Source organism: Flaviaestuariibacter terrae (assembly GCF_054777635.1).
In genome coordinates this window covers 74002-95746 of the sequence record NZ_BAAHAL010000022.1, presented here as the reverse complement: position 1 = coordinate 95746, position 21745 = coordinate 74002, and the positions used below count along the sequence as shown (strand labels likewise).

The following is a 21745-nucleotide window of genomic DNA, read 5'->3' as shown; positions in this document are numbered from 1 at the left end:
ACTGGGTGCTGCTGCATCCTTCGTCATTGCGCGCGAAGCGAAGCAAGCCCTGGGGCCAGCTCTGTGGCCTCATGCAACCGCAGAATATACCCCATGAGATTGCTTCGGACCTCCGCTCCGCTCCGGCCCTCGCAATGACGGATTGACAAAAAATCTTTGAAAAATTCTACACGCCGCTCAGCAGCGCCCTTCGTACCTTTTAGCATCCCAAAACCAATTATATGAAACGAAAAGGATTGCTCCTGCTCCTGGGCCTTGCCAGCTTGGCCGCCCGGGCGCAGCACCGCCTGCCCGACAATTACTATTGGCAGCGCCTCGACAACGGCCTCGAAGTAGTGGTGATCGAAAACCACCGCGTGCCGCTCGCCACCATCGAGATCGCCGTAAAGAACGGCGCCTACACCGAAGGCCCGGAATACAGCGGCCTCTCGCACCTCTTCGAGCACATGTTCTTCAAGGCCAACAAGGATTACCCCAACCAGGAGCGCTTCATCAAGCGCACCGAGGAATTGGGCGCGATCTGGAACGGCACTACCGACGTGGAGCGCGTCAACTACTTTTTCACCTTCGCCAAAGACAGCCTTGAGGCGGGCCTTCGCTTTATGAACGCAGCGATGCGCTACCCCATCTACCGCCCCGAAGACATGCAGAAGGAGCGGCCCGTGGTGGATGGCGAGTTTCAGCGCGCCGAGAGCGACCCCGGCTTCCAGCTGTGGCACGAGTCGCAGAAGCGCCTCTGGGGCGACCTCGTGACGCGCAAGAACCCGATCGGCGAGCACGATGTCATCAACACGGCGACGCCGGAGAAGATGATGGTGATCAAAGACAAGTACTACCACCCCAACAACTCGCTCCTCATCATCGCGGGCGACGTGAACCCGACAGAGGCCTTCCGCCTCGCGCAGCGCGTGTGGGGCGACTGGGCGCACAGCGGCTTCAACCCGCTCGAAAAGTATCCCATCCCGCCATTCCAGCCGCTTCCCAAAACCGATTACTTCATCAAGCAGTCGTCGATCGCGCAAACACCTTACATGATGTTCTTCTGGCAAGGTCCCTCCTACCGCGACGACTCGGCCAACACGGTCGTAGCCGACGTCTTCTCCGCCGTGTTGCGCCTCAATGCGTCGAAATGGAAGCAGGCCCTGGTCGACAAGGGTCTTGCGCCCTATGCCGACATGAGCTATTCCACCTGTCACTACACCGGCCCCATTTCCATCACCGTGGTGCCCAACCCGGAAAAGCTGAAGGAATGCTACGCGGCGATCATGGACCAGCTGAGCCAGTTTGCCAATGACGACTATATCTCCGAGGACCTGCTGCAAACGGCCAAGGAAGTGTTGCGCCGCAACGAGATCCGGTCGAAGGAAAAGCCTTCCTCGCTCCCGATGCAGCTCTCGTATCAATGGGCCAGCACGTCGATGGAATATTATACCGACTACGAGGCCAACCTGATGCGCGTTACGCGGCAGGACCTGCAGAACTACGTGAAGCGGTATATCGCCGGCAAGCCTTACGTGGCGGGTCTTATCATCAACGAGGAGCTGGCGAAGAAAACGCAGCCCGAAACCTTTTTCAAGAACTAAGTCGCAGCAAAACTACCACACATGAAAAAGCTATTTTTCCTGCTTTGCGCGCTGCTCGGCACGCGCAGCCTGTGGGCGCAGATGGGCACTCCCTATGAGCTCACGATTAACGGCGTTAAAGTGATCGTTCAACCGAGCGGCAACGATATTGTAGAAATACGGACCGTCATCAAGGGCGGCGTTCAGAATTATCCTGCCGCCAGGGCGGGCATCGAGGCGCTGGCGATGGATGCCCTCACCGAATGCGGCACACTCAGGCACGACAAGAACGCGTTCAAGAACGCCCTTGATGCCGTGTCGGCCGAAATGAGCGGTGAAACCGGGATGGACTTTGCCACCTTCCGGATGAATTGCATCAAGAGCGACCTCGCTACCGTGTGGCCCCTCTACGTGGAGGCACTCACGCAGCCCCGCTTCGACGGCAAGGAATTCGACCGCATCCGCCAGGACGCGCTGACCCGCATCAAGGCTATGGAGAGCAACCCCGACCAGGCCATCGACCAGATGGCGCGGCGCACTGCGTTTGCGGGGCAGCCCTACGCCACCAACCCGATGGGCAGCTCCGGGAGCGTTTCGAAACTTACCGCCGCCGAAACAAAGGCCTACTTCCAGAAGCTTCTCAATCGAGGCCGCATCGTTGTGGTGGTGGTCGCCGACATTCCGAAGCAGGAGCTTGAGAAACAGCTGAAGACGCTGCTCGACAAGATCCCGGCCGGGCCGGCTTTCGTTCCGAAGAAATCGACGTTTACCGCTGCCGCCAACAGCTTCAGCGCGGCCAAGAAAGACCTTGCCACCAACTACGTGCAGGGCGTCAGCAGCGGGCCGCAGCCCGGAACGCCCGACTTCAACGCCTTTATGCTGGCCATGCGCATTTTTTACAACAAGCATTTCGTGGAGATCCGCTCCAACAATGGCCTGTCGTACGCACCCGCCACCTGGTTCAGCGGCGGCCTCACTCCCTACTCCGTGCTGTTTGCCTCCACTACCGAGCCCAACAAGTACGTGATCACGGCGCGGCAGCTGCTCGACAAGATCCGCAGGGAGGGCTTTACCGAGGAAGAGGTGCGCAATACCCGCACGATGTACCTCACCGCCACCTACTACCGCCAGGAAACCAATGCCGCGCAGGCCGCCTCGCTGGCCGCCAACGAGGTGCTGCACAACAACTGGCGCCGCGCCATCACGCTCAACGAAGACCTCAAGAAAATTACAGCGGCCGATCTCAACCGCGTCTTCCGCCAGTACATCAGCAATATCAGCTGGGTGCTGCAGGGCGACCCTTCCAAGGCGGATGAGAAACTGTTCAAGCAGAAGGATACGCCTGCGAAGACATTTTGATAATCTGCTAATTTTTTAGTCTGCTGGTCTGCTAATAAACAAAAGGCCGCGCGCTGCGCGGCCTTTTGTTATTTCAATGTGCCCGTCATTGCGAGGAGGGCGAACGCAGTGGAGGCCGACGAAGCAACCCGTTGCTCTATGTGGAGAATGCACATCGCCCGCTTCAGCACTAGCCGCTCCCACATAGATGAGCCGATTGCTTCGGGCTTTCGTTTCACTCCCGCCTTGGCAATGACGTTTGAAACTCAACCTATCAAAACCTCCAAAACCCTCAAAACCTCCAGAACCTCCCTAAGAACCTTTCTCCAACGCTTCCGTCGCAGCCGCGATATCGGGGTAGCGAAAAACAAATCCCTGCTCCTCGAGCTTTTTGCTGCTCACCGTGGCGCTCTTCAGCACTTCCACGCTCATTTCGCCGAGCATGGCCTTAAGCACGAAGGCGGGTACCGGTGCAGTTAGCAGGACAAAGCCTTTGGCCGAGGCGATGGCCTTGATCAAGGCGCGGTTGGATACCGGATGGGGCGCGACGGCATTGTAAACACCTGTATAACTACGGTCGACGATCGCCGTTACGAAAAGACGAACAAGATCGTCGATATGGATCCAGCTTACCACCTGGCGGCCGTTGCCCAGCACGGTGGCAACGCCAAAGCGCATCGGCTTGCGAAATTCGGCATAGGCGCCGCCGTCGCGGCTCAGCACGATGCCGATGCGGGTAATAACGAGGCGCTTGCCGAGCTCCTCAACAGGGCGGATAGCGGCCTCCCATTGCGAGCAGGTGCGGCCCAGGAAGGCGCTGTCGGCGCCGTCGCGCTCGGTGAACGGTTTCGGGTTGGGCACCTGCGGATCGGGCCCGTACCAGCCGATGGCGGAAGCGCTGACCACCGTTTCCACTTTATTAGGCAGCGTGCGGAGCGCATTCACGAGCAGCTGCCCGGCCTGCACCCGGCTTTGCACGATCTCCTGCTTGCGGGATTCTGTCCAGCGCTTGTCGGCAACGCCGGCGCCCGCCAGGTTCACGATGGCGTCGGCTGCAGCCAGGGCTTCTGCGTCGATGTGCCCAGCGGCAACATCCCAGGTTGCATAGCGAATGTCTTTGCGGCCCGACTTCCGGGGCGAGCGGCTGAGGATGATTACTTCATGTCCCTGCCCGATAAGGGCCTTGCTGAGCGCCGTGCCCAAAAGACCCGTGCCGCCTGTGATGAGGATGGTTGCCATATGTATAGAACAACAAAGGTGCGCGATCGTTGGCGAAAAAAGGCGGCCGGCGCTAATAGGATTCTAATTGCAGCACCCGCCCCGCAGCTGAGGGCGCGGCTACCTTTGCGGTCCCTTAACCCTATTCAAGCACATGCGGATTGCACAGCTGATCTTTTTCGGCATCCTGTTCATCCTGGCGCTGTTCTCGCTCACTACCTGGATCAACTACCGGCAGTCGGAAGCCGTCAAGGACAACACGGAGTACGTGTCGCACTCAGCTACCGTGGTGCGGCAAAGCAATCGCTTCCAGCGCAACATCCTCAACATCGTCAGCAACCTGCGGGCATATTTTCTTACCGGCGACAGCAGTTTTATCGGAACGTTCCAGTCGGCAGCACAGGAAAACGACGCCATCCTCAGCGAGCTGATGGCCGGCGCCGACAGCCGACAGCTATCCGGTCTGCGCCGCATCAGCGCCCTCAACAGCCGCTGGAGCGCGGAGTTTACGCGGATCCTCGGCAACGTGCACCGCAAGGCCATCAGCAGCCGCGACCCCGTTGACCTGAGCGCGGTATACAAAACTGAATTCCCCATCATTGCAAAAGGCGATGTGGCCGAGGACCTGCAGGTGGAAGTGCGCGGATTTATCAACGAAGAATACAAGCGCCGCGAAGAGCAGAAAAAGCTGCTGGCAGCCACCATCATCAAAACACGCGGGCTCTCGCTGGGGCTCACACTGTGCTCCATCATCATCGGGCTGCTCATCGCCGGGTTTCTCGCCCTCACGATCTCGAAGCGCATCCTCCGCCTCGTGCACATGGCCAACACGATTGCCGAAGGCAACTACAAAGTGCAGGTAGAGCCGGGCCGCGACGAGCTCGGGCATCTTGCCGTGTCGCTCAACCACATGGCGCAGGTGCTCGACGCCAACATATCGGAGCTCAAGCGAAAGAACGGGGAGCTCGACCAGTTTGCGCACATCGTGTCGCACGACCTGAAGTCGCCGCTGCGCGGCATCGGCAACGTGGTCAACTGGATCGAGGAAGACCATTCTTCGGAGCTCACACCCAAGCTGCATGAATACATTGCGCTTGTAAAGGGCCGCCTCGCGAGGGCCGAAAACCTCATCACCGGCATCCTCGCTTATGCACGCGTGGGCAAGGAAGTTCAGGGACGCGAAACCGTAGTTCTACGGGACATGCTCCAGGAGATCATCGACAACCAGTTGCTGCGCGCGGGCACCGTCATCCGCCTGTCTCCGTCGCTGCCCGTGCTGCAAACCGAGCGCCTGCCGCTGTTCCAGCTGTTCAGCAACCTGGTCAGCAATGCCGTTAAGTACAATGACAAAGAAGCGCCAACGGTCGATGTAACACACGAGGAAAAGGCCGACCATTACATCTTTCACGTGCGCGACAACGGGCCCGGCATCTCAGCCGCTTACCACCGCAAGATCTTCCAGATCTTTCAAACCCTCCAGCCCACCGAAGGCCTCGACAGCACCGGTGTGGGACTGGCTATCGTAAAGAAAATTCTCGATGCCCGCGGCGAGAGCATCTCGCTGCAATCAGAACCCGGCGAAGGAAGCACCTTCTCCTTCACCTGGAAAAAACAAGAGCCATGGAAAAAGTAATTCAGATCCTGCTCGTGGAAGACGACGAGCTCGACGTAATGGATATCCGCCGCACGCTGGACAAGATGAAGATCGTGTACCAGCTGCAGCACGCCCGCAACGGAGAGGAAGGACTGCAGGCCCTGGAAAGCGCCGGCAGCCAGCTTCCGGACGTTGTGCTGGCCGATATCAACATGCCCAAGATGACCGGTCTTGAGTTCCTCCAAGTGCTGCGCCAGAAAGAAGCGTGGAAAGGGCTCAAATGCTTTATGATCACCACATCCGACGAAAAGATGGAGCGCGAGGCCGCGCGCCGCCTGGGTGTTTCGGGCTATATCGTGAAGCCCTTCAAGCTCAATAACCCGTCATCGATGGATTCGTTCAACCTGATGATCGACCTGATGAATATGCGGGGCTAGCCGCACTGGCTGCATCTCTTCAAGTTGGTTCCTCAGGGGCGATTGAAATAAAGCGTAAGGCCGTCGGCCGCGTATTGCTGCAGGAGCAGTGTATCGTTGCGAATCTCCGTTGGCACATAGCCGTTACCCGAAGGCGTCGTAAACACGTAGCCGCCGCCGAAGTAGGAAGCGGGCGCCCAGCCGATCGGGCCCTGCTCCACAACACCCAGCGAATCGTTCCCAAATACAACATAGTCCGTCGAAAGGATCATGTACGAGCCTTGCGTCACCGGGTGATCGCAGGCGGCGCAGAGACCGCCACTTATCCGTCGCAGCTCCCAGCGCCCCTTCGTGGCCTCCTGTACCGAGGCGAGTGGAATGTCTGTGAGCGACGTATTGAAGGTCCGGCCGGAGGCATCCTTGCGGCATTGGGTAAGCGTAGTGGCCAGCAGCAGGAGCGCGAGGCCCCGGGCGATTCGTAAGTTCATGCGATCTTTTTGCTACTGACAACCGCTGCGCAGCAAACGTTGCGCCGGGCATAAAAAAACCCCCGGTGCAATGACCGGGGGTAACAACTAAAAACACAAGCCCACGAGCGGCTGTTTTCAACAGGACGGAAACCGGTCCGGGCAGGACCGGTACCGCGTTTTAGTCCGGCTTTTTGCCGTCTAAGAAGGTGTTGATCGTGGAGATCTGGGCGCCGTTGTTGCCATCCGGCTGCACCGTATAATTACTGTAGAAATTCTCGACGCTGCTTTGGTTGCTCTGGAGCTCCATATTGCGTCGGATGTAGGCCGGTACCTGTTCAAACTCATTATTCGGGTCGGCCGAGTGCATATTAAACGAGAGGTTTCTCAGTTTTTGCAAACGTTCGGCTTGCCTGCGTTTTTCCTCACCAGCCCCGTCCTGCGGAGCAGGTTCCTCGGCTGGCTTGTTGTTTGGCGTATGAGCTTGTTGTTGCGGCACGGCCCCATCCGCCGCTTGTTCACTGCGGATCACCAGTTGCATCTGGAAGGTTTCCTCGTCTTCGTTCGATGCAATAGGTCCCGCAGCGGGTTTTCCTGCAGAAGTCGGTGTAGAAACATCCGGTTTGGATTCTGCGTAGATATTGGATGGTCTGGCCAGATAACCACCCGCCGCTGCAGACGGCGGGTTTGCGTTGCCGGCAGCCGAACCTTCCGGAACGGCGCCGATAATATTTTGGCGGAGCTGCTCAAACTTGTCGTCGAGCTGCCGCTTCTGTGCTTCGAGTTCGAGCCGCTCGCGCTCGCGCTCGGCTTCTTCGTCTTTGAGCTTCAATTGGAGCATCATCGGGCCTTCTTCGTCTTCTTCCGCTACGCGGTGCACGAGCGGCAGCTCGGGCTGCATTGCTTCGTCTACCAGCTGCGGGGCCAGCGGATCGATGACTGCAACAGGCGCGGGCGGGGCTTCGGCCTTGGGCTTGGGCTGCTCACCGAGCGTCAGCACGATCTTCTCCTCGCGCGGGGCCGGAGCGGCGCTGGTCGCCGCTTTCGGTGTGCCCGGCGTAAACGGATCCTTGTGCTCAAAGCCGGTGGCGATGAGGGTGATGCCCAGCTTGGCGCCGAGGCTGTTGTCGTAGCCGAGACCGAGGATCACATCGGTGTGCTCGCCGGCCTGCGACAGCAGGAAGTTCTGGATGATGTCCACTTCGTCCATCGTGAACTCGTGCTCGCCTTCGGAGGAGTTGATGTTGATCAGGATCCACTTGGCACCCTGGATCTCGTTGTCGTTCAGCAGGGGCGAGTTGAGGGCTTCCTCGATGGCGCGCTGGGCACGGCCTTCACCGTCGCAGGCTGCATTGCCCAGGATGGCTACACCACCGTTGCGCATCACGGTGCACACATCGGCAAAGTCAACGTTGATCTGGCCGGTGCTGTTGATGACGTCGGTGATGCACTTGGCGGCGGTGGCGAGCACGTTGTCGGCCTTCGCGAATGCCTCGCGCATCTTGAGGTTACCAAACTGGTGACGCAGCTTGTCGTTGGAGATCACGAGCAGCGTATCCACATATTGCTTCAGGTTCTTGATGCCTTCTTCGGCCTGCAGCTGGCGCTTGCGGCCTTCGTAGGAGAAGGGCGTCGTAACGATACCCACGGTGAGGATGCCGAGGTCCTTGCACACCTTGGCGATGATGGGGGCACCACCGGTGCCGGTGCCACCGCCCATGCCGGCGGTAACAAAGGCCATCTTAGTATTCACCTCGAGGGTGGCTTTCAGCTCTTCGAGGCTTTCCTCGGTGGCCTGGCGGCCGATCTCGGGGTTGGCGCCGGCGCCGAGGCCCTGCGTCAGGTGCGGACCGAGCTGCACCTTGTTGGGCACTTCGCTGGTCGCGATCGACTGGGCGTCGGTGTTGGCGATAATGAAGTTGACGCCTTCGATGTTCTGGCTGTACATGTGGTTCACGGCATTCGTGCCGCCGCCACCGATGCCGATGACTTTTATGATGGAGGATTTCTCCTTGGGGAGATCAAAGTGGATCATGAGTTATTCGTTTGGCCCCTCCCCGCCCTCCCCGAGGGGGAGGGAGCAGAAAGGCAGATTTTGGAATTTGGTAACTGTCATTCCCCTTCCTTTCGGGAAGGGGTCAGGGGATGGGCTTATAAATGCTGATCTTCTTCTTCCTTGAAAATGTCGATCAGGCTGTTGCGGAACTTGTCCCAGAAGCGCGCGCGCGGCTTGAGGGCGGTTTCGGTTGCGGCGGCAACGATAGTGTGTTGCTGCTGCAGCTCGCCTTCCGCTTCCTCGGGCAGCTGACGCAGGTTGTCGGGTACTTCCACGAGGCGGAAGTCCTTTTCAAACTGCTTGCGGTTGTGCTCGTAATCGTCGTAGCCTTTCAGGATAAGCCCGAGGCAGGTCGAGTACGTGGGCTTCGCCAGCTCCTCGATATGACCCGATGCCAGGTGCTCCGTCGGCAGGCCGATGCGGGCATTAAGGCCGGTCACATACTCGGTGAGCTGGATAAGGTGCTTCAGCTGCGAGCCGCCACCCGTGAGGATGATCCCGCCATTGAGCATCCGGCTGTCGAGACCCACCTGCTTCAGGTGGTAGCTCACGAAATCGAGGATCTCGCTCATGCGCGCCTGGATGATGTTGGCGAGGTTCTTCACCGAGATCTCCTTGGAAGGCATCCCGCGAAGACCGGGGATGGTGATATAGGCGTTGCTCTTCGCTTCGTTGGCGAGCGCGGAGCCGAACTGCACCTTCATCTGCTCGGCCTGCGTCTTCAGGACGCCGAGGCCCGTCTTGATGTCGTTCGTAATGTTCTCACCGGCGAAGGGGATCACCGCGGTGTGCTTCAGGATGCCTTCGTAAAAGACAGCCAGGTCGGTGGTGCCGCCGCCGATGTCGACGATGGCCACGCCGGCCTCGAGGTCTTCCTGCGCCATGACGGCGGCCGAGGAGGCGAGCGGCTGGAGCACGAGGTCCTTGGTGATCAGACCGCTCTTCTCTACGGAGCGGTTGATATTGCGGATCGCGTTCTTGTCGCCGGTGATGATGTGGAAGTTGGCACCAACCTTCACGCCGCTGTAGCCGATCGGGTCGGGGATGTTCTGGAAGTTGTCGACCGTGAATTCCTGCGGGATCACATCGATGATCTGGTCGCCGGCGGGAATGTAGGTTTTGTACTGGTCGGAGATGAGCTGGTCGATCTCCTTCTGGGCGATCTCGTCGTCGGTGTTGTGGCGCACGATGTCGCCGCGGGTCTGCAGGCTCTTGATGTGATGGCCGGCAATACCGACGTACACCTCGTTCACCTCCAGGTTGGGATTCGAAGCATAGCAGTTCTCGAGTGCCTGCTTGATCGCCTTGATCGTTTCGTCGATGTTCAGCACCTGCCCGTGCTTCACACCGTTGGAGTTGGAGCGACCGAAACCGAGGATCTCCAGCTTGCCGTACTCGTTCTTGCGTCCGGCAATGACGGCGATCTTGGTAGTTCCGATGTCCAAGCCCACGATGATGGGTTGCTCGTTGTTCATGTTTATGGGTTGTTTTTAGTTGTTCAGGTAGATGGTTAACGTATGGGGTAAGGGTTTAATACTCGTTGGTTGTTCGTTTCGGCGGCTTCGGTCGCGCGGGCATTACGGCCCGGGGCTTTCCGCCTCCTGTTGCCGCCGGCACCCTGAGTGGCGTCGGTTGCGGGCGGGCTGCGGGCTGCCGTACCGGTTGCACGGCGCGGTGGGTAGCAGGGTTTGCTGTTGTCACCCCGGGGCGCTTCTGCGCCGTATCGCGCCGGACGGGCGCCGGCTCCGCAGCGGGTGTTGCGGGCTCCGGCTGCGTGGCGATCGAGTCGATCGGCAGCGAGCCGTGGCTTCGTGCCGTATCGGCGGCGAGGCCAACCTGCACCGCGGCCAGGCTGTCTTCCTGCATCTGCCGCTGCGAGCGGTCGAGCAGGTCCTGGATGTTGCGCTGCAGCTGCAGTGAATCCACAGCCGACACCGGCCCACGCTGTACCCCGAGCACCTGCCCGGCATACTGCACGTCGATGACGGTATATTTATCAAGGCCGTTCTTCGCCAGCACTTTCCTGTAAAAAAGCAGCAGGCGCGCCAGCTTGGCATCGAGATTCTGCGCATCGCCGAGGCGGATTACGTGGTTGCCGACAACCGGGATCGCTTCGTACAGGCCCGAAGGCGTCAGGTCGACCTGCGCGATCTGTTCTTTCCAGAACGGATCGGCCGTCAGGCGCACGGCCAGCGCTTTCACATCGGCGGCACGGAGGCTGTCGGCCCGGTTGAAGTGCGCCGAGCCCGGGTAGTTGGTAACGACCAGCACGCGGGCGCTTTCCTTTTCGAGCAGCGGCATCCGCTGGCCCGACGAATCGATGTAGAACGAAGCGCCGGCGGTGGTGAACACGCGGGCCACGGGCTCGCGCTCCGTAACCTGCACATGCAGCACGTCGCGGCTGTCGATCCAGAGCTCGGCCTCGCGGATCCAGACGCCCTTCTCGAGCGAAGCTTCCAGGCGGGCCAGGTTGAGGCGGTCGAGCGAGCGGCCTACCAGCGCGCTGCGGGCCGACTTCGTCAGCTGCAGCAGGATATCGCTCTTGTCGATAAAGAACTGCTCGCCGTCTCCCTTGATCGAAATGCGCACTTCACGCACTACATGTCCCTGCTCGGGGCGGTTGGCCGCCACCAGGAGCACGATCATTCCCGTTCCGGTCAGTAACCAGAAGAGGGCGGTGAGCACTTTTCGTATGAGACGCTTGCGGTTCATTTAGGCTTTCTCAAAAATTTCTTTCAGCCGGGGCAACAGGGTATCGATATCCCCCGCTCCGGCGGTGATGATTACTTCTCCAAACTCCTTATCCAGCTGGGATGCGTGTGCGGTGGCCCAATCAAGCAGGCCTTCCTTGCTCAGCAGTTGTTTGTCCTCCTTATCCACCGCGTCCAGGATGAGCGCGCTCGTGACGCCTTCCATCGGCAGCTCGCGGGCGGGATAAATGGGCAGCAAAAGTATGCGATCCGCCCATTCCAGACTCTTGGCAAATCCTTGAAACAGGTCTTTTGTTCGACTAAAAAGGTGCGGCTGGAAGATCACTGTAATTCTACGGCCCGGGAAGAGGCTGCGGGCGCTCTTCAGGAGTGCGCTCAGCTCTTCGGGATGGTGGGCATAATCGTCGATCAGCACGGGCGCCGTGTATGCTCCTTTCACCTTCGGCTGCGGCGCGATGACGTACTCAAAGCGGCGGTGCACACCTTTGAAGTCGGCCAGCGCATTCTGAATCAGCTGTCCTTCAATTCCGATCGAGTGCGCAGCGGCCATGGCGGCCACCGAGTTCTCCACGTTGTGCATCCCGCCGATGTTGAGACGCACGTTGTAAAAAGTGGTATCGGGGAGCTGCAGGTCGAACGTGTAGCCACCGTTCTCGATGCGGATGTTGGAGGCATACACGTCGGCCGCGTCGTTCTGGAGGCTGTAGGTCCAGCGGCGGTCGGCGTTGATCTCTTTAGCCCGGGCGAGGCCATGGCGGGCGATCAGGAGGCCACCCGGCTTCAGCTTGTTGCCGAAGGTGACGAAGGCGTCTTCCATGGTCTTCGCATCGCCGTAGATGTCGAGGTGATCGGGGTCCATCGAGGTGATGATGGCCACGTCGGGGCTCAGCTTCCAAAAGGAGCGGTCGTATTCGTCGGCCTCAATGATGGCCACGTCGTTGAAGGAGCTCCAGAAGTTGGTATTGTAATTCGTGGAAATGCCACCGAGGAAGGCATTGCCGCCGTAGCCGCTGTGGCGGAGAATATGCGCCACCATCGTGGAGGTGGTCGTTTTGCCATGAGTGCCGGCCACGCAGATGTTGAACGACTCCTCGGTGATGCCGCCCAGGATGTCGCTGCGCTTCAGCACAGGGTAGCCGTTCTGCTGGTAGTAAACAAGCTCGGCATGCTCTTTCGGCACGGCCGGTGTGTACACCACCACCTGCGCATCCTTGGGAATGAGGTTTACGTCCTCGCTGTAGTGCACTTCGATGCCTTCGGCCACGAGCTGGCGCGTAAGGTCGGTTTCCACGCGGTCGTAGCCGCTTACGCGTGCGCCGCGGCCCTTGAAGTAGCGGGCCAGCGCGCTCATGCCGATGCCTCCGATACCGATAAAGTATACGGACTTCACATTCCGTATCGACGGCACGTTTGTGGGTTCATTCATCATGGTGGTTCTACGCGATCTGTTTTAAAATGGCTTGTGCGATATGTTGGTCGGCATCGCTTACCCCGAGCTTGCCGATATTTCGTTTCAGGATTTCCTGCTGGTTTCCGTCGCCAGCCAGGGCCAGCAGCTCGGTCACCACTTTCTCGTTGGCCTCGCTGTCCGGGATCATCAGGGCCGCGTTCTGCGCCACGAGGTGTTGCGCGTTGGCGGTCTGGTGGTCTTCGGCGGCATACGGGTAGGGCACGAATACCACGGGGCGCGCTACCACGCAGAGCTCGGCTACGGCCATGGCCCCGGCGCGCGAAACCACGATGTCGGCAGCGGCATAGGCCTGCTCCATGTGCGTGATGAAGTCGCCCACCCAGATCCCCGGCTTTCCATCGGCCGCCTCGCGCCAGCGCGCTGCGTTGGTCTTGCCGGTTTGCCAGATCAGCTGGATGCCCGCGCGAACGAGCTCGTCGAGCCGCGAAGCCAGCGCTTCGTTGATGGAGCGGGCGCCGAGCGAGCCACCAACGGCCAGCACGGTGCAACGTCCCTCCTGCAGCCCGAAGAACCGGAGCGCGTCGCTCTTCGAGAGGGCAGCCGTCTTCACGATCCCGGGGCGGATCGGGTTGCCCACGACCTCGATGCGGTCGGCGGGAAAGAACTTTTCCATACCGCCCGAGGCTACGAACACGCGGGCCGCCTTCTTACCCAGCAGCATATTGCTCTTGCCGGCGAAGGAGTTGCTTTCGTGCAGGAACGTCGGGATGCCCTTCGCCTGCGCATAGCGCAGCACGGGGAACGACGAGTAACCGCCCACGCCAACGACGGCGTCCGGACGAAAGTCCTTCACGATGGCCCGTACCTGGAAGAAGCTCTTAATGAGCTTGAAGGGCAGCGTGATATTCTTAAGCAAAGAGCTGCGGTTGAAGCCCGCGATGTCCAGCCCCTTGATGGGATAGCCGGCCTGCGGGATCTTTTCCATTTCCATTTTGCCGCGGGCGCCCACGAAGAGTATTTCTACTGTTGGCTCCTGCGCCTTGAGGGCATTGGCAATGGCCAGTGCGGGAAAGATGTGCCCGCCCGTGCCGCCGCCTGCGATGATGATACGCTTGCTCATACCGTAATGCCCTCCTCTTCTTCAATGACGTCTTCTTCGCCTGCAGCGTCGAGCTCCGCCTGCTGCTGTGCGCGCTCTTCCTTCAGCTTCTCCTTACCCTCGATCTGCTCCACGTTGCGGGCCACGCTCAGGATGATCCCGATCGACAGGCAGGTAAAGAGGAAGCTCGAGCCACCCATCGACACCAGCGGCAGCGTGACGCCGGTAACGGGAAACAGGTTGACGTTAACGGCCATGTTGGCCATCGCCTGCAGCACCAGCGTGAACGACAGCCCCAGCGCCAGGAAGGCGCCGAAGGCATACGGACAACGCTTGTAGAGGCGGATGCAGCGGTATAATAACGCGAGGTATACGAAGATGATGAACGCGCCGCCCACCAGCCCGTACTCCTCGATGATGATCGAATAAATAAAGTCGTTGTAGGCCTGCGGCAGGAAGTTGCGCTGCTCGCTGTTGCCCGGGCCCTTGCCGAGGAAGCCGCCCTTGGCAATGGCGATCTTGGCCTGGTCGGTCTGGTACGAGTCGTCGTTCGACACTTCCTTGGAGCCGTACATGAAGTTCTCCACGCGGCTTACCCAGGTGTCCACGCGGGCCGTGAGGCGGTTGCCTTTGGCCTTCGGCGCTGCTACCGATGTCGTCGCCTCTTCCTCTTCGCCGCCGGTCTTGTGCTTCACAACCGCAGCGGAGATGAGGATAGCCACGGGAATAGCCGCGACACCGATCACGAGCAGCAGGTGCTTGCCCGACACACGCCCGATGAAGAGCAGCATCATGCAGGTGGCACCCAGCAGCAAGGCGGTGGAGAGGTTGGCCGGCGCGATAAGGGCGCAGGTGGCGGCCACCGGCAGGATCACGGGAAGGAAGCCCTTCTTGAAATCCTTGATCACGTTCTGGCGGCGGCTCAGGATACGGGCCAGGTACATGAACAGGGCGAGGCGCGCCAGGTCGGAGGTCTGCATCGTCATGTTGATGATGGGCAGGCGGATCCAGCGGGAGCCCTGGTTGATGGTGGCGCCGAAGAACAGCGTGTAGATAAGCAGCGGGATCGACAGCAGGAACAGCACCTTGGCCACGCGCGAATACAGCGTATAATTCACACGGTGCGCAAAGTAGATGACGCAGAAGCCGAGCCCGATGAACACGACCTGCTTGAACAGGTACACTTCGGTATTGCCCTTGTAATTTTTTACAGCCAGCGACCCGGTGGCGCTGTACACCACCAGCAGCGACACGAGCACCAGCAGCCCCACAAGGGCCCAGATGACCTTGTCGCCCTTGGTCTTCCGGAGCACGTTGGCGTTCTTGGCCAGCTCGGCAAACGATATGTCAGCGTTTTGAGGCATTACAGGTTCTTGACGGCTTCCTTGAATTGAGTGCCGCGGTCTTCGTAGTTTTTAAAGAGATCGAAAGAAGCGCAGGCGGGGCTCAGGAGCACCGCGTCGCCGGGGGCCGACAGCTCGTAGGCGGCGCGTACGGCGTCGGCGGCCGAAGCCGTGTCTACCAGCGGCACCTTGCCGTTGAAGGCCTCATGGATCTTGGCGTTGTCGGTGCCCATGCACACGATCGCCTTTACCTTTTCGGTGATGAGCTCCTCGATGAGGCCGTAGTCGTTGCCCTTGTCGATGCCGCCAAGGATGAGCACGGTCGGCTTTGTCATGCTTTCGAGGGCATACCAGGTGGAGTTGACGTTGGTGGCCTTCGAGTCGTTGATGAACTCAACGCCGCGCACTGTGGCTACGGGCTCCATGCGGTGCTCGAGGCTCTGGAACGTTTGCACCGCCTCGCGGATCTTGCTCTTGCGGATCTCCATCGTCGCACCCGCCACGCATGCTGCCATAGTATTGAATTGATTGTGCTTGCCCTTGAGGGCGAAATCGTAAACGCTCATCTGCTGCTGCTCGGCGCCGGGCACATTCACGTTCAGCTCATTGTCCTGGATGTAGGCACCGGGTTCCTCTTTACGCTTCATGCTCATGGGAAGTTTTTTTACGCTGTTGGGGATAAGGTTCATATAGGGAGCGATCACTTCATCGTCGGAGTTGTAGATGAAATAATCGTCGGCTGTCAGGTTCATGGCGATCCGGAACTTGCTCCGGATATAGTTCTCAAACTTGTATTCGTAGCGGTCAAGGTGATCCTCGGTGATGTTGAGCAGCAGGGCTACGTTGGGACGGAAGCGCACGATGTCGTCGAGCTGGAAGCTGGAGATCTCGGCCACGTACAGCGGCTTCGGGTCTTCGGCCACCTGCTTGGCAAAGGAGTAGCCGATGTTGCCCACGAGGGCGCAATCGAATCCTGCCGTTTTGCAGATGTGGTAGATCAGCGCCGTGGTGGTGCTCTTGCCGTTAGAGCCGGTGATGGCGATGATGCGGCTGTCGCCCTTGTAGCGGTAGGCCAGCTCGATCTCCGAGATCACCGGGATTCCTTTGGCGCGGATCTTCTTCACGAGCTCGTTCTTCTCCGGTATGCCGGGGCTCTTCACCACCTCGTCGGCATTCAGGATCAGCGCCTCGCCCACGGTCTTCTCGGCGAAGGGAATTCCCGCCTGCTGGAGCTCGTTGCGGTACCCCTGCTTCAGCGCGCCCTCGTCGTACAGGAACACGTCGTAGCCGCGCTGGCGGGCCAGCAATGCTGCCCCTACCCCGCTTTCGCCGCCGCCCAGTATTACGAGTCGCTTCATTGTTTGTTCTTTTATGATTCCCCTTAGCCCCTTGTCGCTTGCTTTTTCCGACATCAGAGATCCGAGATCCGGTATCAAAAGTTGGTGTTAGTCATCCGGTCCGTTCCGTTCGAAGGGTGGTTCTTCATCAGGGTTGTTTGTTCTAGCGAAGCTTCAGCGTTACGATCGAGAGCACCACGCAAAGCAGCGTGACGATCCAGAAGCGGGTAACGATCTTGGCCTCGTGGTATCCTTTCTTTTGGTAGTGATGGTGCAGCGGGCTCATCAAAAAGATCCGCCGTCCTTCACCGTATTTCCGTTTGCTGTATTTAAAGTACGCCACCTGCAGCACCACGCTCAGGTTCTCCACCAGGAACACGCCGCAGAAGATCGGGATCAGCAGCTCCTTGTGCACGATGATGGCCAGCGCCGCGATAAGTCCGCCGAGCGTGAGCGAGCCCGTGTCGCCCATGAACACCTGCGCCGGGTACGAGTTGTACCACAGGAAGCCCACGCAGGCCCCGATCATGGCGCCGATGAAGATCGACAGCTCGCCCAGGTTGGGGATGTACATGATGTTGAGGTAGTCGGCGATGAGCAGCGAGCCCGAGGCGTAAGCAAATACGCCGAGGCATAGCGAGATGAGCGCCGATGTACCCGTTGCCAAACCGTCGAGACCGTCGGTCAGGTTGGCCCCGTTCGACACCGCGGTGATGATCAGGATCACGATGGCGATATAAAGCACCCATGCATAGTTGCGCAGCGAGGCCGGCAGGAGGCGGGCGTAGTTGAACTCGTGGTTTTTGACAAAGGGAATGGTCGTGACCACTTCTTTCGTCGGCACATAATAGTGCGTTTTGCCGTTGATGACACGCGTATACACCGGTGCATGTGCCGAAGTAGGTGTGCCGAAATACTCGCGCCAGGTCTCCACGTTGCTGTTGAACCAGAGCGTTGCCCCTACGGTGATGCCGAGGGCCACCTGGCCAAAAACCTTGAACCAGCCGGCGAGGCCGTCTTTGTCGGTCTTCTTGTAGGCCGAGCCCTGGGCCTGCGCGGCACGCTTCGCACGCAGCTTCAGGTAGTCGTCGATAAAGCCGATCACGCCGAGCCAGATGGTGCTGAAGATCATCAGGCGCACATACACCTTGGTGAGGTTCGCCAGCAGCAGCGTCGGGATCAGGATGGCCAGGATGATGATGATCCCGCCCATCGTCGGCGTGCCCTTCTTCATGTTCTCCCCCGCGAGGCCAAGTTCCCGCACGCTCTCGCCGATCTGCTTCTTCTGCAAAAAGCGGATAAGACGCTTGCCGTACACCGTAGTGATCAGCAGCGACAGAAGCACCGCCAGCAGCACGCGCGTGGCGATGCCGTAGAACGCCGCGCTGCCCGGAACATGGATTCCGTTCGCTTCGAGCCATTGTATGAGGTGATAGAGCATTCGTTCTTGTTTGGTGAATGGTGAATGGTCAATGGTGAAAAGACTTCACTGGTAACCGTCAGCACTCGTTTTCTTTTAATTCCTTTCCCGGGGCTGCTGTCATTGGCGGTGGCATTGACCATTCACCATTGACCATTCACCCTATTTATCCAGTAATTCAAACATTTCCTGCAACACTTCCTTATCATCGAAGTGCTGCTTAACGCCTTTGATCTCCTGGTACTTCTCGTGACCTTTCCCGGCTATAAGCAGGATATCGTCGTCAGCCGCCATGCTGACAGCCGTCTTGATGGCCTGCCGGCGGTCGGCGATCGATACGAACTTGCGGCGCGCGGCCGTGTTGAGGCCGGCTTCCATTTCCGCCAGGATCTCGAGGGGATCCTCGCTCCGCGGGTTGTCGGAGGTGAAGATCACCTTGTCGCTGTGGGCGCAGGCAACCTCGCCCATGATCGGACGCTTCGTTTTGTCGCGGTCGCCGCCGCAGCCCACCACCGTGATGATCTGCTCGTGGCCCTTGCGCAGCTTCTTGATCGTCGTCAGCACGTTCACGAGTGCATCGGGGGTGTGCGCGTAATCCACGATCCCGAGCACGTGGCCCTTCTTCGACACGATATAGTCGAAGCGGCCCTCGGCGCCGGAAAGGTTGCTGAGCACCTCCAGCACGGCCTGCTTGTCTTCGCCAAGCGAAACGGCGGCGCCGTAAACGGCCAGCAGGTTGTAGGCATTGAATTCCCCGATAAGGCGGAAGTGTACTTCCTGGTCATTCACCGTCATCACGAGCCCAGTAAGCGCGTTCTCCAGGATCTTCCCCTTAAAGTCGGCAACGGTGCGGAGGCTGTAGAGCAGCTTACGCGCTGCGGTATTCTGCAGCATCACGGCACCGCGCTTGTCGTCGGCATTGCTGATGGCAAAGGCATCGGCCGTGAGCCCGTCGAAAAAGGCTTTCTTGGCCTTGATGTATTCGTCGAATGTCTTGTGGTAGTCGAGATGGTCGTGGGTGATGTTGCTGAAGAGCGCGCCCGCGAAGTGGAGTCCCGCGATGCGGCGCTGGTGCACCGCATGGGAGCTCACTTCCATGAACACATGGCTGCAGCCGCGGCGAACCATCTCTCCCAGCAGGGCGTTGAGGCTGACGGCGTCGGGTGTCGTGTGCGTCGAGGGAATCACCTCGCCAGCAATGAGATTTTCGACCGTGCTCACGAGTCCGCAGGTGTAGCCAAGCCCGGTGAAGAGTTTATAGAGCAGCGTGGCAATGGTGGTCTTGCCGTTGGTGCCGGTGACGCCTACGAGCTTCAGCTTATTCGAAGGCTGGTCGTAAAAGTTATGCGCGATGATGCCGGCGGCTTCGGCGCTGTCTTCCACCTGTACGTAGGTCACTCCTTCCTTCTGTTCGGCCGGGAGCGTTTCGCAAACGATCGACGTGGCACCGAGCTCGAGGGCCTTCGCGATAAAGGCATGGCCGTCGGAAGCCGTTCCTTTCACCGCCACGAAAAGCGCGCCGGGCGCTACTTTGCGCGAGTCGAGCTGCACGGAGTCTACCGGGATGTCCCGGTCGCCGGTAACGGCCCGGAGACGCACTGTGTATAATATGTCGGCGAGTACCTTCATTAATTGAGCAGCAGGGTTACAGTTTGATTTTTCGTGACGGGCGTACCGGGCGCGATGTCCTGGAGGAGCACCTTGCCGCGGCCTTTGGCCTGCACTTTTACGTTCATATTCTCGAGTACGTACAGGGCATCACGGAGTGTCATGTTGCGTACATCAGGTATCGTTTTGCGGACGACGCTGATCGGCCTGGCCACAGCACCGTTGAACGAGGCATCGAGCCGCGCCCAGTCGCCCACCTTCGCCGAATCACGAACGCCGCGGTAGCCAACGTTGCGGAGCACTTCTTTCATGCCGGGCGCATAGCCGGCGTATTCGTAGCGGAGGCTGTCGGGGTGCACCGGCACCGGTGTGCCGCGCTTCTGCTGCACCTTGGTCGCAAACAGCTTCAGCGCTACTTCCTTGAACACGGGGGCCGCGAGCTGGCCACCGAAGTGACGCGGCGCATGCGGCTGTGTTTTCACCAGCACGATGCAGGTATACTCGGGTGCATCGGCGGGGAAGTAGCCTACGAAGGAAGCCTGGTATACACCATCGCCGTAGCGGATCACCTGCTGGCCTTCCTTGCCGGCAACGTGCGCGGTACCTGTCTTTCCGGCAACAGGGAAGGGCATGTCCTTGAACACATCTTTCGCGGTGCCTTCCGTGGCAACGGCTTCCATGCAGCTGCGGGCGGCCAGCACCACGTCGGCGCGCACGATCTGCGGGTCGAGCACTTCGGGCTCGATCGTGCGCAGCGCCGTACCGTTCTGGTTGATGGCGCTCACGAGGTAGGGCCGCATCATCTTGCCACCGTTGGCGACTGCGTTGTACAGCATGAGCGTCTGGATCGGGCTCACCTCGATGGCGTAGCCGAACGACATGGTCAGCATCGCATGGAGGCCTTCTTTATTTTTCCGCCACTTCGGCAGCAGCGGCGCTTCCTCACCCACCAGACCGATACCGGCCTTGCGGTCGAGGCGGAAGCGATGGAGGTAGCTTTTGAATTGATCGGGGTTGTTGGCAAAAGCCTTGAGGGCGAGCTTCGCCATACCTACATTCGACGAGTGCGCGAAGGCTTCGCGTACCGTCAGCACGGGCTTCGGCGCGCGCTCGGCGTCGTTGATGACGCGTACACCCACATACTCGGCACCCGCGCTGCCTACCTCAACGAGGTCGGTCACGCGGCTCGAGCCCGATTCGAGCACAGAGAGCAGCGTGGCCAGCTTGATGGTCGAGCCGGGCTCGGTGGTATGAAGTGCGTAGTTAAGATCCTCATCGTAGCCTCCGTCCTTGCGGCGGCCCAGGTTGGCGATGGCCTTGACCTTGCCGGTCTTCGTTTCCATCACGATGCAGGTGCCGTACTGCGAGCCGTTTTCGGAGAGCACCTTCAGCAGCGCGTTTTCGGCAACATCCTGGATGTTGACGTCGAGCGTTGTGATCACATCCTTACCATTCTCCGGGTCGATCTCGTAGCCTTCGACGGGCACATAGGCACCGCCGGAGATAAAGCGCACGAGGCGCTTGCCCGATTCGCCGCTGAGCAGCGAGTCGTAGGTACGCTCCAGGCCGACGCTCAGCTTTTTCTCGCGGGCGAGGCCGATGGTGCGGCGGGCGAGAAGACCGAAGGGATTGAGGCGGCGGGTGTTCGTTTCCACGATGATCCCACTCTTGTTGCGCCCGAGGCGTACCAGCGGGAAGCTGCGGAAGGTCTTGTATTGGTCGAACGAAAGGTTCTTGTGCAGCGGGTAGTAGCGGTTGCCCTGGTTGTAGGCGGCCTTCAGCTCCTTCTTGTATTCGCCCACGGTTTTCTCGGGAGCGCCGGTGCTGTCGCGGAAGAAGTTCGAGAGCGCCGTGGCAAAGGAGTCCAGGTGCGCCTTGAACCGCTTGCCGTTCTTCTCGCGGAGACCTTCAGCACCAAAGTCGACGTAAACGTCGAAGTAGGGAATGGAGGTCGAGAGCATCTGGCCGTCTTCGCTGTAGATCGTGCCGCGCTCGGCATCGAGGGCCACGTATTTCTGGTGCAGCGAATCGCTGAGCGCGCGCCAGTGGTCGCCCTCCACGTGCTGGATGTAGAAGGCACGGCCCATCACCACGATCCCCAGCAGCACAATGCCGATGAAGCTCAGGTAAACGCGCCATAATATGTCCTTCTTTATTTCCAATTT

The 21745-nt window shown here is 59.6% G+C and carries 16 protein-coding genes; 4 read left to right on the top strand and 12 right to left on the bottom strand.

Going from position 1 to position 21745, the window contains the following annotated elements:
- Positions 1-221: 221 nt before the first annotated feature.
- Positions 222-1583 carry a M16 family metallopeptidase gene (locus ACYU7Z_RS17365; protein WP_460572803.1) on the top strand — a complete coding sequence of 454 codons (1362 nt, stop codon included), beginning with the start codon at positions 222-224 and terminating at the stop codon, positions 1581-1583.
- A 21-nt stretch (positions 1584-1604) separates the two neighbouring features.
- Positions 1605-2921: a M16 family metallopeptidase gene (locus tag ACYU7Z_RS17360; RefSeq protein WP_460572801.1), complete on the top strand. Its 1317-nt coding sequence runs from the start codon at positions 1605-1607 to the stop codon at positions 2919-2921.
- A 291-nt stretch (positions 2922-3212) separates the two neighbouring features.
- Here ACYU7Z_RS17360 and ACYU7Z_RS17355 read toward each other — a convergent pair whose 3' ends face one another.
- Positions 3213-4139 carry an epimerase gene (locus ACYU7Z_RS17355; RefSeq protein ID WP_460572799.1) on the bottom strand — a complete coding sequence of 309 codons (927 nt, stop codon included), beginning with the start codon at positions 4137-4139 and terminating at the stop codon, positions 3213-3215.
- A gap of 133 nt (positions 4140-4272) precedes the next feature.
- Here ACYU7Z_RS17355 and ACYU7Z_RS17350 point away from each other — a divergent pair, with 133 nt between their 5' ends.
- Both ACYU7Z_RS17350 and ACYU7Z_RS17345 read left to right on the top strand, forming a co-directional pair.
- Complete coding sequence (locus ACYU7Z_RS17350) at positions 4273-5751, top strand: sensor histidine kinase (RefSeq protein ID WP_460572797.1); 1479 nt, start codon at positions 4273-4275, stop codon at positions 5749-5751.
- Entirely contained in the window at positions 5739-6149 is a 411-nt protein-coding gene (locus ACYU7Z_RS17345; protein ID WP_460572795.1) for a response regulator, read from the top strand. Before ACYU7Z_RS17350 ends, ACYU7Z_RS17345 begins: the two co-directional genes overlap by 13 nt.
- A gap of 32 nt (positions 6150-6181) precedes the next feature.
- On the opposite strand, the gene ACYU7Z_RS17340 is transcribed toward ACYU7Z_RS17345, so the two are convergent.
- The 11 genes from ACYU7Z_RS17340 to ACYU7Z_RS17290 form a co-directional block, all read right to left on the bottom strand.
- Complete coding sequence (locus ACYU7Z_RS17340; RefSeq protein ID WP_460572793.1) at positions 6182-6616, bottom strand: hypothetical protein; 435 nt, start codon at positions 6614-6616, stop codon at positions 6182-6184.
- Between the two features lie 160 nt (positions 6617-6776).
- Positions 6777-8630, bottom strand: a complete 1854-nt coding sequence (ftsZ, locus tag ACYU7Z_RS17335; protein WP_460572791.1) for a cell division protein FtsZ — start codon at positions 8628-8630, stop codon at positions 6777-6779.
- A gap of 116 nt (positions 8631-8746) precedes the next feature.
- Positions 8747-10126, bottom strand: a complete 1380-nt coding sequence (gene ftsA / locus ACYU7Z_RS17330) for a cell division protein FtsA (RefSeq protein ID WP_460572788.1) — start codon at positions 10124-10126, stop codon at positions 8747-8749.
- Positions 10127-10181: 55 nt separating this feature from the next.
- Positions 10182-11363: a cell division protein FtsQ/DivIB gene (locus ACYU7Z_RS17325; RefSeq protein WP_460572786.1), complete on the bottom strand. Its 1182-nt coding sequence runs from the start codon at positions 11361-11363 to the stop codon at positions 10182-10184.
- On the bottom strand, positions 11364-12788 hold the full coding sequence (gene murC / locus ACYU7Z_RS17320) for a UDP-N-acetylmuramate--L-alanine ligase (protein WP_460572784.1): 1425 nt from the start codon (positions 12786-12788) through the stop codon (positions 11364-11366).
- A 10-nt stretch (positions 12789-12798) separates the two neighbouring features.
- Entirely contained in the window at positions 12799-13893 is a 1095-nt protein-coding gene (murG, locus tag ACYU7Z_RS17315; protein WP_460572782.1) for a UDP-N-acetylglucosamine--N-acetylmuramyl-(pentapeptide) pyrophosphoryl-undecaprenol N-acetylglucosamine transferase, read from the bottom strand.
- Positions 13890-15236 carry an FtsW/RodA/SpoVE family cell cycle protein gene (locus tag ACYU7Z_RS17310; RefSeq protein ID WP_460572780.1) on the bottom strand — a complete coding sequence of 449 codons (1347 nt, stop codon included), beginning with the start codon at positions 15234-15236 and terminating at the stop codon, positions 13890-13892. Before ACYU7Z_RS17310 ends, murG begins: the two co-directional genes overlap by 4 nt.
- Positions 15236-16573 carry a Mur ligase family protein gene (gene murD / locus ACYU7Z_RS17305; protein ID WP_460572778.1) on the bottom strand — a complete coding sequence of 446 codons (1338 nt, stop codon included), beginning with the start codon at positions 16571-16573 and terminating at the stop codon, positions 15236-15238. The genes ACYU7Z_RS17310 and murD overlap by 1 nt, the downstream gene beginning before the upstream one ends.
- Before the next feature lie 142 nt (positions 16574-16715).
- On the bottom strand, positions 16716-17993 hold the full coding sequence (mraY, locus tag ACYU7Z_RS17300; protein ID WP_460572776.1) for a phospho-N-acetylmuramoyl-pentapeptide-transferase: 1278 nt from the start codon (positions 17991-17993) through the stop codon (positions 16716-16718).
- Positions 17994-18134: 141 nt separating this feature from the next.
- Positions 18135-19601, bottom strand: a complete 1467-nt coding sequence (locus tag ACYU7Z_RS17295) for a Mur ligase family protein (protein ID WP_460572774.1) — start codon at positions 19599-19601, stop codon at positions 18135-18137.
- The gene (locus ACYU7Z_RS17290) at positions 19601-21742 is read right to left on the bottom strand and encodes a penicillin-binding protein (RefSeq protein WP_460572772.1); all 2142 of its coding nucleotides are present in this window, start codon (positions 21740-21742) and stop codon (positions 19601-19603) included. The genes ACYU7Z_RS17295 and ACYU7Z_RS17290 overlap by 1 nt, the downstream gene beginning before the upstream one ends.
- Between the last annotated feature and the right edge of the window lie 3 nt (positions 21743-21745).

What these genes read in the sequence shown, in the direction of transcription:
- ACYU7Z_RS17365 (WP_460572803.1), top strand. Translation starts at nt 222, where the DNA reads ATGAAACGAAAAGGATTGCTCCTGCTCCTGGGCCTTGCCAGCTTGGCC.
- ACYU7Z_RS17360 (WP_460572801.1), top strand. Translation starts at nt 1,605, where the DNA reads ATGAAAAAGCTATTTTTCCTGCTTTGCGCGCTGCTCGGCACGCGCAGC.
- ACYU7Z_RS17355 (WP_460572799.1), bottom strand. Translation starts at nt 4,139, where the DNA reads ATGGCAACCATCCTCATCACAGGCGGCACGGGTCTTTTGGGCACGGCG.
- ACYU7Z_RS17350 (WP_460572797.1), top strand. Translation starts at nt 4,273, where the DNA reads ATGCGGATTGCACAGCTGATCTTTTTCGGCATCCTGTTCATCCTGGCG.
- ACYU7Z_RS17345 (WP_460572795.1), top strand. Translation starts at nt 5,739, where the DNA reads ATGGAAAAAGTAATTCAGATCCTGCTCGTGGAAGACGACGAGCTCGAC.
- ACYU7Z_RS17340 (WP_460572793.1), bottom strand. Translation starts at nt 6,616, where the DNA reads ATGAACTTACGAATCGCCCGGGGCCTCGCGCTCCTGCTGCTGGCCACT.
- ftsZ (WP_460572791.1), bottom strand. Translation starts at nt 8,630, where the DNA reads ATGATCCACTTTGATCTCCCCAAGGAGAAATCCTCCATCATAAAAGTC.
- ftsA (WP_460572788.1), bottom strand. Translation starts at nt 10,126, where the DNA reads ATGAACAACGAGCAACCCATCATCGTGGGCTTGGACATCGGAACTACC.
- ACYU7Z_RS17325 (WP_460572786.1), bottom strand. Translation starts at nt 11,363, where the DNA reads ATGAACCGCAAGCGTCTCATACGAAAAGTGCTCACCGCCCTCTTCTGG.
- murC (WP_460572784.1), bottom strand. Translation starts at nt 12,788, where the DNA reads ATGAATGAACCCACAAACGTGCCGTCGATACGGAATGTGAAGTCCGTA.
- murG (WP_460572782.1), bottom strand. Translation starts at nt 13,893, where the DNA reads ATGAGCAAGCGTATCATCATCGCAGGCGGCGGCACGGGCGGGCACATC.
- ACYU7Z_RS17310 (WP_460572780.1), bottom strand. Translation starts at nt 15,236, where the DNA reads ATGCCTCAAAACGCTGACATATCGTTTGCCGAGCTGGCCAAGAACGCC.
- murD (WP_460572778.1), bottom strand. Translation starts at nt 16,573, where the DNA reads ATGAAGCGACTCGTAATACTGGGCGGCGGCGAAAGCGGGGTAGGGGCA.
- mraY (WP_460572776.1), bottom strand. Translation starts at nt 17,993, where the DNA reads ATGCTCTATCACCTCATACAATGGCTCGAAGCGAACGGAATCCATGTT.
- ACYU7Z_RS17295 (WP_460572774.1), bottom strand. Translation starts at nt 19,601, where the DNA reads ATGAAGGTACTCGCCGACATATTATACACAGTGCGTCTCCGGGCCGTT.